Origin of the sequence: Saccharothrix sp. (genome assembly GCF_031180885.1) — a bacterium.
In the GTDB taxonomy this organism is placed as follows: Bacteria; Actinomycetota; Actinomycetes; order Mycobacteriales; family Pseudonocardiaceae; genus Actinosynnema.
On record NZ_JAPSLK010000034.1, the window covers coordinates 17,109 to 31,464 of the forward strand.

General features: G+C 71.1%; 10 protein-coding genes and 2 pseudogenes. 7 read left to right on the forward strand and 5 right to left on the reverse strand.

The features are described from left to right. Positions 1 to 4: 4 nt before the first annotated feature. Positions 5 to 232, reverse strand: a pseudogene (locus RIN75_RS29440) (helix-turn-helix transcriptional regulator); the annotation flags it as partial. Between the two features lie 52 nt (positions 233 to 284). On the opposite strand from RIN75_RS29440, the pseudogene RIN75_RS29445 reads away from it, so the two are divergent. From RIN75_RS29445 to RIN75_RS29455, 3 genes and pseudogenes are all read left to right on the forward strand, one after another. Beyond that, positions 285 to 1,417 (forward strand): annotated as a pseudogene (locus RIN75_RS29445) (epoxide hydrolase family protein). A 55-nt stretch (positions 1,418 to 1,472) separates the two neighbouring features. Beyond that, positions 1,473 to 2,087, forward strand: coding sequence for a zinc-binding dehydrogenase (locus RIN75_RS29450; protein WP_309115295.1), 615 nt, complete (start codon positions 1,473 to 1,475; stop codon positions 2,085 to 2,087). Between the two features lie 9 nt (positions 2,088 to 2,096). Beyond that, the gene (locus RIN75_RS29455) at positions 2,097 to 6,056 is read left to right on the forward strand and encodes an AMP-binding protein (RefSeq protein WP_309115296.1); all 3,960 of its coding nucleotides are present in this window, start codon (positions 2,097 to 2,099) and stop codon (positions 6,054 to 6,056) included. Here RIN75_RS29455 and araD read toward each other — a convergent pair. From araD to RIN75_RS29470, 3 genes are read right to left on the reverse strand one after another with little or no spacing between them, the layout of a single operon-like run. Beyond that, on the reverse strand, positions 6,053 to 7,792 hold the full coding sequence (gene araD, locus RIN75_RS29460; protein WP_375296043.1) for an L-arabinonate dehydratase: 1,740 nt from the start codon (positions 7,790 to 7,792) through the stop codon (positions 6,053 to 6,055). The genes RIN75_RS29455 and araD overlap by 4 nt on opposite strands. Then, entirely contained in the window at positions 7,780 to 8,652 is an 873-nt protein-coding gene (locus RIN75_RS29465) for a dihydrodipicolinate synthase family protein (protein WP_309115297.1), read from the reverse strand. Before RIN75_RS29465 ends, araD begins: the two co-directional genes overlap by 13 nt. Next, positions 8,639 to 9,304 (reverse strand): GntR family transcriptional regulator, encoded by a 666-nt coding sequence (locus tag RIN75_RS29470; protein WP_309115298.1) that lies wholly within the window; start codon positions 9,302 to 9,304, stop codon positions 8,639 to 8,641. The genes RIN75_RS29465 and RIN75_RS29470 overlap by 14 nt, the downstream gene beginning before the upstream one ends. A gap of 176 nt (positions 9,305 to 9,480) precedes the next feature. Here RIN75_RS29470 and RIN75_RS29475 point away from each other — a divergent pair, with 176 nt between their 5' ends. From RIN75_RS29475 to RIN75_RS29490, 4 genes are all read left to right on the forward strand, one after another. Next, positions 9,481 to 9,927: a hypothetical protein gene (locus RIN75_RS29475; protein ID WP_309115299.1), complete on the forward strand. Its 447-nt coding sequence runs from the start codon at positions 9,481 to 9,483 to the stop codon at positions 9,925 to 9,927. 244 nt (positions 9,928 to 10,171) lie between these two features. Further along, positions 10,172 to 11,086: a DUF1996 domain-containing protein gene (locus RIN75_RS29480; RefSeq protein WP_309115300.1), complete on the forward strand. Its 915-nt coding sequence runs from the start codon at positions 10,172 to 10,174 to the stop codon at positions 11,084 to 11,086. Positions 11,087 to 11,950: 864 nt separating this feature from the next. Then, positions 11,951 to 12,502: a sigma-70 family RNA polymerase sigma factor gene (locus tag RIN75_RS29485; protein ID WP_309115301.1), complete on the forward strand. Its 552-nt coding sequence runs from the start codon at positions 11,951 to 11,953 to the stop codon at positions 12,500 to 12,502. Next, positions 12,499 to 13,188: a zf-HC2 domain-containing protein gene (locus RIN75_RS29490; RefSeq protein WP_309115302.1), complete on the forward strand. Its 690-nt coding sequence runs from the start codon at positions 12,499 to 12,501 to the stop codon at positions 13,186 to 13,188. Before RIN75_RS29485 ends, RIN75_RS29490 begins: the two co-directional genes overlap by 4 nt. 105 nt (positions 13,189 to 13,293) lie before the next feature. Here the strand turns inward: RIN75_RS29490 and RIN75_RS29495 are convergent, their stop codons facing one another. Continuing rightward, a complete protein-coding gene (locus tag RIN75_RS29495; RefSeq protein ID WP_309115303.1) occupies positions 13,294 to 14,262 on the reverse strand; it encodes a zinc-binding dehydrogenase in 969 nt (322 codons plus the stop codon). Between the last annotated feature and the right edge of the window lie 94 nt (positions 14,263 to 14,356).

Consider the following 14,356-nt stretch of genomic DNA (forward strand, 5'->3'; position numbering starts at 1 on the left):
GCGGCTCGTCGTCCAGCAGCAACGGCGGCAGGTCCGCGCCCGCGCCCAGCCGGTAGCCCGCCGTCCCCGCCGTGGCCAGGACCGGGTAGCCCAGCGCCCGCAACCGGTCGACGTCCCGGCGCACGGTGCGCGGCGCGACCTCCAGCCGCTCGGCCAGTTCCGCGCCCGACCAGTCGCGCGGGTTCTGCAGCAGGGACAGCAGCCGCAACAGCCGCGCCGAAGTCTCCAACACGGTGTTGAGCTTAGGACCGAACCTGACCTAACCGACTCCTAGCGTCGCCGACATGGAGCCCTTCACCATCGCCATCCCCGAAGCCGACCTCGACGACCTGCGCGACTGCCTCGCGCGCACCCGCTGGACCACCGACCTGCCCGGCGTCGGCTGGAGCCGCGGCGTCCCGTGAGCTACCTCAAGGACCTGGCCGAGTACTGGCGCGAGTCCTACGACTGGCGCGTCCACGAGCGCGAGCTGAACCAGTACCCCCAGTTCACCACCGAGATCGACGGCCAGAACATCCACTTCCTGCACGTCCGCTCGCCCGAACCGGACGCGCTGCCGCTGGTCCTGACCCACGGCTGGCCCGGCTCGATCGTCGAGTTCCTCCAAGTCATCGGCCCGCTCACCGACCCGGCCGCACACGGCGGCGACCCCGCGGACGCCTTCCACCTGGTCGTCCCGTCCATCCCGGGCACCGGCTTCTCCGGCCCCACCACCGAACCCGGCTGGGACACCAACCGCGTGACCAGGGCGTTCGCCGAGCTGATGGACCGCCTCGGCTACGACCGCTACGGCGCGCAGGGCGGCGACACCGGCGCGGTCATCTCGCCCGGCCTGGGTCGGCTCAACCCGGACAAGGTCGTCGGCGTGCACGCGAACGGCCTCACCGCGTTCTCCGACGTCGACCCGGACGTCGAGCTGACCGACGCCGAACGCGCCCGGCTGGCGCACCTGGAGTACCTGCGGACCGAGCAGTCCGGCTACGCGATGATCCAGGTCAGCCGCCCGCAGACGCTCGCGCACGGCCTGCACGACTCCCCGGTCGGCCAGCTGGCGTGGATCGTGGAGAAGTTCAAGGAGTGGACCGACCCGGCCGCCGAGCTGCCCGAGGACGCGGTGGACCGGGACCTGCTGCTGACCGACGTGACCCTGTACTGGCTGACCGGCACCGCCGGCTCATCGGCCAACAGCTACTACGAGACCGCCCACGCCGGGGCCTGGGCGGCGGGGGAGAAGTCGCCGGTGCCGACCGGGGTGGCGGTGTTCCCGCTGGACACCTCGATCCGGCACACCCTCGACCGCGAGCACACCATCGTGCACTGGTCGGAGTTCGACCGCGGCGGCCACTTCGCCGCCATGGAGGCCCCGGACCTGCTGGTCGACGACGTCCGGGCGTTCTTCCGCGGGGTGCGCCCTTAGTTGTCGTGGAGTCCCCACTAACCGACCCTTAACCGGGGTGTGTTGTGTGGTTCACATGCGGGTCGTCACGGCGGGCGGGCGTCGGGCGCTGTCGTTCGACGGCGCGGTGTTCCCGGTGCCCGCCGGGGTCTCCGACGAGGCCGCCCTGGTCCTGGGCGTCCACGGGGTCACCGCGTGGCACCTGCTGCGGACCTGCGCGCACCTCGAACCGGGCGAGGCGGTGGTCGTGCACGACGCCGCCGGGCCGGTCGGTGCGCTGGCCGTGCAGCTCGCGGTGAGCTTCGGCGCGGGCCGGGTGGTGGCCACCGCGACCACGCAGGCCCAGCGCCGGACGGCGTTGCGGCTCGGTGCGGACGTGGCCGTGTCGGCCGAGGTGGACGGGCTGACCGAGCGGCTGGTCGAGCACGGGCCGGTGGACGTCGTGCTGGACGCCCGGGGCGGCGAGGTGTTCGAGCGGTCGCTGGCGGCGCTGGCCCCGTTCGGGCGGATCGTCTGCTACGGCGAGCCGCCGGCGGTGGACCCGGTGCGGCTGCTGGGCGGGTCGCGCGCGGTGGTCGGGTTCCGCCTGGGCGATTGCGCCGACCGGCCGGGCATGGTCGCGTCGGCGTTGAGCGAGCTGATGGGGTTGACCGCGGCCGGGCGGCTCAGGCCCCGCGAGTCGAGTCGATAGGGGAGCACCATGCGCACCGCGTACACGACCTGCCCGCTGTGCGAGGCCACGTGCGGGCTGGAGCTGACCGTCGAGGGCGACCGGATCACACGGGTGCGCGGCGACCGGGAGGACACCTTCAGCCGGGGGTTCCTGTGCCCCAAGGGCGCTTCGCTGGGCGCGTTGGACGCCGACCCGGACCGGTTGCGCACGCCGTTGGTCAAGCGGGACGGCGAGTTCGTGCCGGTCTCGTGGGACGAGGCGTTCGCCGTGGTGGACGAGCGGTTCAACGCCGTGGTGGCGGAGCACGGGCGGGACGCCGTCGCGGCTTACCTGGGCAACCCGAACGTGCACTCGCTGGCCGGTGGCCTGTACGCGGGGGCGTTGCGGAAAGCGTTGGGGTCGCGCAACATCTTCACCGCCTCGACCGTCGACCAGATGCCCAAACACGTGTCGTCGGGGTACCTGTACGGCGGCATGTTCTCCATCCCGGTGCCGGACGTGGACCGCACCGACTTCCTGGTGCTGCTCGGCGCGGACCCGTTGTCCTCCAACGGGAGCCTGTGGACCGTGCCGGACGTGCCGACCCGGCTCAAGGACCTGCGGGCACGCGGCGGGACGTTCGTGGTGGTCGACCCCCGGCGCAGCCGCACCGCCGCGATGGCCGACCAGCACTTGACGATCCGGCCCGGCGCGGACGTGTTCCTGCTGCTGGCACTGGTGCACGAGGTGTTCGCGGCCGGTCTGGTGGACCTGGGTCCGTTGTCCGAGCACGTTGTCGGTGTGGACGAGGTGCAGGCGCTGGTCGAGCCGTTCTCGCCGGAGGCGGTGTCGGCCCGGTGCGGGATCGCGGCCGGGGACATCCGCGACCTGGCGCACCGGTTCGCCCGCGCGCGGCGGGCCGTGGTGTACGGGCGGATCGGGACGACGACGGTGGAGTTCGGCACGGTCGCGAGCTGGCTGGTGGACGTGCTCAACATCCTCACCGGCAACCTGGACCGGCCCGGCGGCGCGATGTTCCCGCTGCCCGCGCACACCCGCCGAGGTTCGGGGCGGGGCAAGGGTTTTACCACCGGGCGGTGGCACAGCCGGGTGCGCGGCCTGCCGGAGGTGGCGGGGGAGTTCCCGGCGGTGACGCTGGCGGACGAGATCGAGGCGCCCGGCCCCGGCCAAGTGCGGGCTTTGGTCACGGTGGCGGGCAACCCGGCGCTGTCCGTGCCCAACTCCGCCCGCCTCGACGCAGCTTTGTCCACTTTGGACTTCATGGTGTCGGTCGACCCGTACCTCAACGAGACGACCCGGCACGCGGACGTGATCCTGCCGCCGCCTCCGCCGAGCCAGCGGGCGCACTACGACCTCGCGTTCCTGTCGTTCACCGTGCGCAACGTGGTGAAGTACTCCCGCCCCGCGGTGCCGCTCGCTTCGGGAGCGCTCGACGAGTCCGAGATCTTCCTGCGCCTCACCGCGATCTTCGCCGGCCTCGGCCCCGATGCCGACCTGGACGCGCTGGTCGGCCTGTCCGGTCCCTCCGACCTGACCCGCGAGGAACGTCTGCTGGACGCGAAACTGCGCTCCGGTCCGTACGGTCTGTCCATTCAGGACCTGCTGGAGAACCCGCACGGCATGGACCTGGGGGCGTTGCGGAGCCGCGTCCCGGAGATCCTGCGGACCCCGTCCGGCCGGATCGAGCTGTGCCCGGAACCGATCGCGGCGGACCTGCCCCGTGTGCGGGCGGCGCTCGATTCTTTGCCCGACGACCTGGTACTGATCGGCCGGAGGCACTTGCGCACCAACAACTCCTGGATGCACAACGTGCCCGCGCTGGTGAAGGGCAGGCTGTGCACGCTCCTGGTCAACCCGTCCGACGCCACCCGGCTCGGCCTCGCCGACGGCGGCACGGCGGAGGTGTCGTCACGGGTCGGCAAGGTCGAGGTGACGGTCGAGGTCACGCCGGACATGGCACAGGGCGTGGTCTCCATGCCCCACGGCTGGGGCCACGACCGACCCGGGACGCGCCTGTCCGTGGCCCGTGAACACGCCGGCGTGAACGTCAATCTGTTGACCGACGATCTCCGCTTGGACCCGCTGTCCGGCACCGCCGTCCTGAACGGAGTGGAAGTGGACGTACAACCGACCCATGGCGAGGCCGCGTCGGCTCGTCGCGGTGCGTTTCCCGACGATCACGCTTTTCGATCGGCGGGAAACGCGGCGCGACGAGCCGACCTTCCGGCGGCCTCGCCCGCCGCGACGAAGTCGCGGCCATTGAACACAGCCGACCTGCCGTTCCTGGCCGCCCAGTTGCACGACGGCCGCACCGCGTGGCGCAGCAAGGGCGCGGACGGATGGGTGGACCGGTCCTTCACCGAGGTCGCCGAGTGGGTGATGGACCTCGCCTCCGGCCTCGTGCACCGCGGCATCGCGCCCAGCGACCGGGTGGCCGTGCTGTCCGAGACGCGCCCCGAGTGGTCGGCCGTGGGCCTCGCGGTGCTGGCCGCGGGCGGGGTCGTGGTGCCGATCTACCCGTCCAGCGCGCCCGAGGAGTGCGCGTGGATCATCTCCGACTCCGGCGCGGTGCTCCTGGTCGCGGAGAACTCGGCGCAGCGGGCGAAGGTCGAGTCGATTCGCGCGGAAGTGCCGTCCCTGCGCGAGATCGTGGTCATCGAGGAGGACCTGGCGGAGGTGGCGTCCGCCGGTCGGACCTCCCCGCTGCCCGCCGAGCTGGACGCGCGGCGCGCCGCGATCGACCCCGACTCGCCGTCGGTGATCATCTACACGTCCGGCACCACCGGTCCGCCCAAGGGCTGCGTGCTGACCCACACCAACTGGCTCACCATGTGCCGGCTCACCGAAGAGCTGTCGTACGTGGTGTCCCACGACGTGGTGTACCTGTTCCTGCCGCTGGCGCACGTGTTCGCGCAGATCGTGCAGTTGTCCGCGCTGTACGTCGGTGCGACGCTGGTGTTCTTCGGCGGTGACGTGTCCCGGATCGTGCCCGAGCTGGCCGAGGTGCGGCCGACGTTCCTGCCGTCCGTGCCGCGGATCTTCGAGAAGATCTACACGGTGGCGTCGGCCGGCGTGCCGGAGGAGAAGCTGAAGCAGGCCGTCCACATCGGACTCTCCGTTCGCCGGTTGCGCGCTGCGGGGCAAGAGGTCCCGGCCGACCTCCAGACGGCGTTCGACCAGGTGGACCCGGAGTTCGCGCGCGTGCGGGCGATCTTCGGCGGGCGGCTGCGGCAGGCGTTGTCCGGTGCGGCCCCGATCTCGGTGGAGGTGCTGGAGTTCTTCACCGCGGCGGGCGCGCCGGTGCTGGAGGGGTACGGGATGAGCGAGTCGACCGGCGTCGGCACGGTCAACACCCTGTCCCGGCACCGCCTGGGCACGGTGGGCGCGTTCGGCATCGCGGGCCTGGAGCTGCGCATCGCCGACGACGGTGAGATCCTCATGCGCGGACCGCACGTGTTCGCGGGCTACTGGAACAACCCGGCCGCCACCGCCGCCGTGCTCACCGACGGCTGGCTGCACACCGGGGACCTGGGCGAGGTCGACGAGGACGGTTTCGTGAAGATCACCGGGCGGAAGAAGGACATCATCATCACCGCCGGCGGCAAGAACATCGCGCCCGCCAACGTGGAGAACCAGTTGCGGCAGTCCCGGTGGGTGTCGCACGCCGTGGTGTACGGGGACCGGCGGCCGTACCTGGTCGCGCTGATCACGTTGGACCAGGACGAGGTCGCGCCGTGGGCGGCGGAACGCGGCCTGCCCACCGACCTCCCGTCGCTGGCCGCGTCGCCCGAGGTGCGGGAGCTGATCCAGGGCGTGGTGGACGAGGCCAACTCCCACTTCGCCCACGTGTCCCAGGTCAAGCGCTTCGCGATCCTGGACCGCGACCTGACCCAGGACACCGGTGAGCTGACGCCGACGCTGAAGGTGAAGCGCAACGTCGTGCACACCACCCACGCCCAGACCTACGACGCGCTCTACGAGGGCTAACCGGGGTCGGCCGCCGGGTTGTCCCCTTCCCGGGCCAGGAACTCGAAGTCGCAACCCTGGTCGGCCTGCGTGACGTGTTCCTGGTAGAGCGCGCCGTAACCCCGTTCGAACACCGGCGCGGGCGGTGTCCACTCCGCCCGCCGCCGGGCCAGTTCGACGTCGGGCACCTCCAGCCGCAGCACGCGGGCGGGCACGTCGAGCGTGATGAGGTCCCCGTCGCGGACGAGTGCCAGCGGCCCGCCGACGTGGGCCTCCGGTGCGACGTGCAGGACGCACGCCCCGTACGAGGTGCCGCTCATCCGGGCGTCGGAGATGCGCACCATGTCCCGGACGCCTTGTTCCAGCAGCCTGCGGGGGATGGGCAGCATCCCGTACTCCGGCATGCCCGGCCCGCCCTTGGGTCCGGCACCCGCTAGCACGATCACGGAGTCGGCCGTGGCATCCACCTCGTCGATCCGTTCGAGCAGGTCGCGGTAGCCGTGGAAGACGAGCGCGGGACCGGTGTGCCGCAACAGTTCCGGCGACGCGGCCACGTGCTTGATCACCGCGCCGTCCGGGGCGAGGTTGCCGCGCAGCACGGCCAGTCCACCGTCATTGGCAAGCGGCCGGTCCAACGGCCGGATGACTTCGGGGTCGTGGACCTCACCGATTTCGTCCCCAAAACGCCCAGCCACCGTGGCCCGGTCGAGGTGCAGCCGTCCGGCGAGCCGGGAAGCAAGACCAGGCAGCCCACCCGCGTAGTAGAAGTCCTCCATCAGGAACCGCCCACCCGGCTGGACATCCGCCAGCACCGGCGTGTCCCGGGCCAGCCGGTCGAAGTCGTCCAGCGACAGCGGCACCCCCGCCCGCCCCGCCATGGCGATCAGGTGGATGACTGCGTTGGTAGACCCGCCAAGCGCCAACACAACCCTCACCGCATCCTGAAACGCCTCCGCACCAGCGATCTTCTTGATCGTTGTCCCTTCCCACACCAACCCCACCGCCCGGGCTCCGGACGCCGCCGCCATCCGGTGATGCGCCGAGTCGACCGCAGGCACCGACGACGCCCCAGGCAGGCTGAGCCCCAGCACCTCCACCGCGGCGGTCATGGTGGACGCCGTCCCCATCGTCATGCACGTGCCCGGCGACCTCGCCAGCCCTTCCTCCAGCTCACCCCACTCCCGGTCCCCGATCACCCCCGCACGCTTGTCGTCCCAGTAACGCCACATGTCCGTGCCACTGCCCAGCGTCCGCCCACGCCAGTTGCCACGCAGCATCGGCCCAGCAGGCACGAACACCGCAGGAACATCAGCGGAGAGCGCTCCCATGACCAGTCCGGGCGTGGTCTTGTCGCACCCGCCCATCAGCACTACCCCGTCAACGGGATAAGACCGGATGATCTCCTCGACTTCCATCGCAAGCATGTTCCGGTACAACATGGGCGTCGGCTTCTGGAACGTCTCCGACAGCGTGGAAACCGGGAACTCCACCGGATAACCACCCGCCTGCCACACCCCACGCGCGACCTCTTGCGCCCGTTCCCGCAGGTGCATGTGGCACGGGTTGATACCGCTCCACGTGTTGAGGATCCCGATCACCGGCTTACCCAGGTGCTCTTCGGCCCCGATCCCCAACTGCCGCGTCCGCGCCCGATGACTGAACGCCCGCAGCCCGTCCCCACCAAACCACTTGTGACTCCGCAGGTCCTCCGCCCGCAAGCGCCGCTCTTCCGGCTCCTCCGGTGTCAGGCCGCCCACGTGGCAAGCACCTCCCGAACCACCGCCCGATCCACCTCTCCCAACACGTGCCCCGGCGGCCGAACGTCCCGCCGACAGACCCCGAGCTGCGCCAGCGCTTCCTTCACCACCGCAACGTTGTTCGCACCCCCGTCAACCGCCCGCAACTCCTCGAACTGCCTTATCCGCCCCCAAATCCCACCCGTGTCCTCGCCGGCTTCCAGGAGTTCGAACATGCGCAGCGACATCTCGGGAACCACGTTCGCCAACCCGGAGGTGAACCCCGTCGCCCCGTAGGCGAAGTACCCGGGCGCGGACAACTCCGCCAACCCGGCCACCCACACCAGCCGATCGATCCCCGAATCCCGCGCAGCACAAGCGAACCGCACCGGATCCGCCACCGCGTACTTCACACCCACCACGTTGTCGCAGGCCCCCGCCAAAGCACCGATCTGCGCACCCCCGATCCGCGCATCCCGCACATACGGCACAACCGCCAACGAGGGAACCGCATCCGCGATCACGCGGTGGTACTCAACCCAGCCATCCAAGGACAGATAGGGATGCGCCGGCTGATGCACCATCACCCCATCAAGCCCTCGCCGCTCGGCGTACTCGGCCAGCCTCACCGCCGTGCCCAAGTCGTGCCCAACCCCGCACAACCTCATCGCGTCCGCGCCCGCCACCACATCAACCGCCGTCCGACACTCCTCTGCGGACAACGTGTAGAACTCGCTGGTGTTGCCGTTGACGGTCACCGCGTGCACTCCCGCGAGCCTCCCCACCACCCTCTCGTAGGCGGGAACATCCACCGACCCGTCTTCGTCAAACGGCGTCACCGTGATCGCAACGACTCCGCTCAACCCCTCAGTTGCCACCACAGCACTCCTCGAATGTCCGGGCGAACCGCTCGATGTGCTCCTTCAACAGTCCTGCGGCGATCATGCCGAGCCCCCGTTCGGCCGCGTCCAGGATCTGCCGGTGCTCCTGCGCCTCCGCCGCCCAGGTGTCCGAGAGCCCCCACCCGACCCGCGAGATCAACGCCGTCCGATCACTCAGCCCATCAAGAACTTCCACGAGCAGCGGATTCCCACACCCCGCATAAAGCGCCCGATGAAACTCCCTATTAGCCAAACTCCTCCCCCCACCACCTTCACCGGCCGCCTCGGCCTCCTCCAACGCCCGCCGCGCCCCTTCAACCAACTCCCGCCGGGACCCCTCATCCCCCCGCTCAACCGACCTCCGAAGCGCCTCCGGCTCCAACAACAGCCGCACGTCGTAAACCGACCGCACCAGTTCAACATCGACTTCGCGAACCGAGACGCCCTTGTAGTCGCTGATGGTCACCAGCCCCGACCCGCCCAGCAGCTTCAGCGCTTCCCGCACCGGCGTCTTGGACACCCCGAACCCAGCCGCCAGCTCCGCCTCCACCAGCGGACGCCCGGGCGGCAGGTCCCCGCTCAAGATCCCCGCCCGTATCGCGTTCACCACGAACTCCGTCCGCGACCGAGGCGGCCCAGCGTCATACATCATATCTCAGATACTATCCGCCCTGGCCCCAAACTGGCCCCGTCTCATTTGAACCCTCTGCTCCCCACCCCCGTGTCTGCTGCGCGTCCACCCGCCGGGACACCTCAGGAGCAGCTGATGAACCCCCACCGCAACCCGTCCCCGCTCGGCTTCCACGGCCCGAACCGAACAGGCGTCACATGCGCGATCCGATCCTCGAAGGCACCCTGCACAGGGTCCGCGCCGAGTCGGCAAGGGTTCACCGACGCCGCGACCGCGCCGCCGCAGTCCTGAGTGCCACGTTGTTGTCCGGCGTGCTGCTCTGCGGCCTGCACCTGGGTCACCGCAGCACGCCCCAACCACTGCACCTGAGTGCCACAAGTGGCGACATCCACCTGAGCGCCACCATCACCCCAGCCGACGGCTGGGTCAGGCTGAAGGCGACAGTCACCGGCCTCCCCCCAAACCACCCCTACCACCTGGTAATAACCAACGCGAAAGGCCAAACCTTCAAAGCCGCCGCCTGGATAACCACCACAGCTCCAGAAACCACCCTCTCCGGCGCCGCCCTAGTCCCCCTCCCCGAACTGACAACCCTCACCCTCACCACCCCAACCGGCCACCCCCTGACAACCGCCACCCGCTAACCAACCCCAACCACCCCCACACCCCCTCCTTCCCCCACCCTCCACACCACCCACCGTGCACCACCCACCCGCACCACCCACCCCTCCACCGCCCGCGCCCGCCGCCCGCGCCCGCCCGCCGACCTCCGCTCCCCTTCCCGCCCGCCCTACCTCCCCTCCGCGTCCGCCCCTCCCTCCCCTTCCTCGCCCCCTTCCCCTCTCCGCCGGATTCCTTGATCCACCCCGTAGATGGCAAGCTGATCCCGTGAGGCGGTTGCTCCCAGCGCTGGCCGCCGCGGTGGCGCTCCTCGCCGGGTGCGCCGATGCCGACGGCCGCTTCGTGGCCATCGACGACATCCCGGCGAACCTCGACCCACCCACCCCAACGCAAGACGCCTCGACCGGCACCTACACCCTCGACTGCGGCCGGAACGAGGAACGCCACCTCAACGCCGACAACGTCGTCGTCGCCCCCGGCGAACCCAACGGCGCCCACCACACCCACGAGTACGTGGGCAACCGCACCACCGACCACACCAGCACCGACACCACCCTCGCCACCGGCACCACCACGTGCACGCAAGGTGACCTGTCCACCTACTACTGGCCCGTCCTCCGCCTGACCGACCGCCCCGGCCACGACGCCCATGCCCCGGGCGGCGGCGTGCACGGGAACACCGGTGAGATCGTGCCGCCGGCCGCGGTCCGGGTGCAGTACACCGGCAGCCCGGTCGCGAAGGTCGTGCCGCTGCCGCGCTTCACCCGCCTGGTCACCGGCGACGCCGCCGCGCTGACCTCCGGCAACGGGACCGCGCGGTGGGGTTGCGAGGGCGTGCCGGGCTGGACCGATCGCTACCCGCTGTGCGACGGGCGGCGGGTGGTGCGGACGTTCGACTTCCCCGGTTGCTGGGACGGCCGCAACACCGACAGCACCTCCCACCGGGCGCACGCGACGTTCGCCGCGTCCAACGGCGTGTGCGCGCAGGGCACGTTCCCGGTGCCGCGGCTGCGTGTCCAGGCGATCTACGACGTCCCCGCCGGCCGGCCGTACGCGATCGACTCGTTCCCCGAGCAGAACCGCGACCCGCGCACGGACCACGCGATGTTCATCAACGTCATGCCCGACGGCCTGATGTCCGAAGTCGCCGCCTGCCTCAACACCGGCCGCCGATGTCCGTGACCTCGATGCCCATGACGCCAACGCCATGACGCCAACGCCATGACGCCAACGCCGTGACGCCGATGGCCGCGGCACGGCTGCCACTTCCCGTCGCGCGGCACGGCCGCCACTCCCGTGGCACGGCCGCCACTCCCGTGGCACGGCGCGGCCGCCACTCCCGTGGCACGGCCGCCACTCCCGTGGCACGGCCGCCACTCCCGTGGCACGGCGCGGCCGCCACTCCCGTGGCACGGCCGCCACTCCCGTGGCACGGCGCGGCCGCCACTCCCGTGGCACGGCCGCCACTCCCGTGGCACGGCGCGGCCGCCACTCCCGTGGCACGGCCGCCACTCCCGTGGCACGGCGCGGCCGCCACCTCGTGCGGCACGGCCGTCATTCCCCGCGGGATGGCCGCCGCTCCCCGGGACCGCCGCCAGCGCCGGTGGGGCGGGGCGTCGGGTGCGCGAGGGCGGTCGTCGGTGCGGCGGTCGTCGGTGTGGCGGGATCGGCGCGGGGGATCGGTGCGGGGGATCGGTGGCCGGATCGGGTGGGCCGGGCCGTGGTCGGGGTGACCGCTCCCGTGGGTCCTGCTGGCTGCCGGTGGCCCCGTCCCGCGCACCCCTTCCCTCTACGGGACGCGCGAGGTGGCGAAAACGGGCCGATTGGGGACTGACACGATCGGGTGATCATGTGGAAAGCCGTCCGCAAACCACCCTACCAGCGGTTTTGGTCCGGAGGCGGGTCTGGCGAGGGAAGTGGTGGAGAAAAGTTTGGGTGTGTGTTGAACCGGAGGCGGGTGGCAGCCGTGTCCTGACAGCGGCGGCGTGAAGCGTGCGGCCGGCTGACCAGTCGACGAGGTGACTAGGTGACGAGAGGAGTGGGTGGATGGCGGCTCTGTGGTCCCGTAAACGCGAGGCTGCGGCTGACGAGGCGCTGATCCGGTCCCTCTACGAGGAGCACGGTCGGGCCCTGTTGGCCTACGCCACGCGCCTCACCGGGGACCGGGCCGCCGCCGAGGACGTGGTGCAGGAGACCCTGGTCCGCGCCTGGCGGCACCCCGACGCCCTGGTCAACGGCAAGGGGTCGGTGCGCGGCTGGCTGTTGACCGTCGCGCGCAACATCGTCACCGACCGGGTCCGGGCCAAGGCGGCCCGGCCGCAGGAAGTGGCGGAGACGCCCACGACACCACCGGTCCAGCGCGACCACGCCGACTCCGTGGTGGACTCGGTGGTGGTCCTGGAAGCGCTCGACCAACTGTCCTCGGACCACCGCGACGTGCTGCTGGAGATCTACTTCCGCGGCCGCAGCGTCACCGAGGCGGCCGAAGCGCTGAACATCCCGCCCGGCACGGTCAAGTCCAGATCGCACTACGCCCTCCGTGCACTCAGGGAAACATTCACCGGACAACAGGTCGCGCTGAAGGGGGTGGCCGGATGACCACGAACCACGATCCACAGCTGCTGGGCGCCTACGTCCTGGGTGTCCTGGACGATCGGGAGGTGCGGGCAGTGGAGGAGCACCTGGCGGGCTGCCCGGCTTGCCGGACCGAGCTGGCCGACTTGCGCGCGATGGAAGAGGCGTTGGGTGACGTGCCGCCCGAGGCCCTGCTGGACGGGCCGCCCGAGGGTGGTGACCTGCTGCTGCAACGCACCTTGCGGCAGGTCCGGTCGGAACGGGGCGCCCAGACGTGGCGTCGAAGGGTTGGAGTCGGGCTGGCCGCGGCAGCGGCCGTGGCCGTGGTGTTGGGCGGCGGGTTCGCTGTCGGGCGGAGCACGGCGCCGAGCCAGCAGGCGATCACCACGCCGACGCCCGAGCCCGGTGCCAAGCTCGCCACGGCGACGGACCCGAACACCGGAGCGCGGATGACCGTGAAGGTCAAGCCGGCCGCCGGCTGGGTCCGGGTGAACGCGTCCGTGGGCGGCATCGCGAAGAACGAGAAGTGCAAGCTGATCGTCGTCGCCAAGGACGGCTCCCGCCAGGAAGCGGGGAGCTGGCTGGTCTCGGCCCTGGGCGAGAAGGAAGGCACGAACCTCGACGGCTCGGCGCTGATCGCCCCGGAGGACGTGGCGGCGGTGGAGGTGCGCAACTTCGACGGCGAGCAGATCGTCACCGTGCCCCTGTAGCGAACCGCGCAACAGGGGACAAGGGGGAGCGGGCCCCGCCCGAACCAAGGGCGGGGCCCGATCTAGCACAAGATCACGGTCTACCTCACGAAGTCACGATCTACCTCACGGCGTCAGAACGACCTTGCCGGTGGTGCGCCGGCCCTCCAGCGCCCCGTGCGCGGCGGGCGCGTCCGCCAGGCCGAACACCGTGGTCTGCGGCTTCATCCGACCCTCCGCCAGCGCCTCCAGCGCCAACGTCTCCAGCTCGCGCAGGTTGGTCCCCTTCATCATCCGCGGCCCCACCGCGACCGACGCCGTCAACCCCCGCTGGTACAGGTCCTCGGTCTCGATCCGGGTCGGCTCACCCGCCGACCAGCCGAACAGGATCGTCCGGCCGCCCACCCCCAGCAGCTCCAACGCCTGCCGCCCGGGCGCACCGCCCACCCCGTCCAGCACGACCGTGGCTTCGCCGACCTCCGCCCGCACCGCGTCCGGCCAGTCCGGCTGCGTGTAGTCGACGACGTGGTCCGCCCCCAGATCCCGGACCACGTCGAGCTTGGCCGTGCTCGCCAGCCCCACCACGGTCGCGCCGACCGCCTTCGCCTCCTGCACGAACAACGCACCCAGCCCACCGGCCGCCGACGTCACCAGCACCACGTCGTCCTTCGCCAGCTCCGCGATCCGCAGCACGCCCACCGCCGTCCGCCCGGTGCCGATCATCGCCACCGCGTCCTCGAACAGCACGTGCTCGGGCAGTTCGTGCAGCGACGCCACGTTCGCCGCGGCCAGCTCCGCGTACCCGCCACTGGCCTGCCCGAGGTGCGCGACGACCCGCTTGCCCAGCCACACCGGGTCGACGCCCGCGCCCAGCCCGGTGACCGTGCCCGCGACCTCCCGCCCCGGCGTCATGGGCAGCTCGGGCAACGGGAACGGCCCGCCCGACTCGCCCTTGCGGATGGTGGTGTCCAGCAGGTGCACGCCCGCGGCGGCCACGCTGACCAGCACCTGCCCCTCACCGGGCACCGGATCGGCGACCTCCTCGTACCGCAGGGTCTCCGGTGAACCGAACTCGTACTGCCGGATGGCGCGCATCTGGTGTTCCCCCTTCTCGATCTGCTGCGACCAACCGTAGAAGTTCGAGTTAAGTGGAGGTCAACCTCGGAGCCCCCTCGCGCGTCCTTGATCA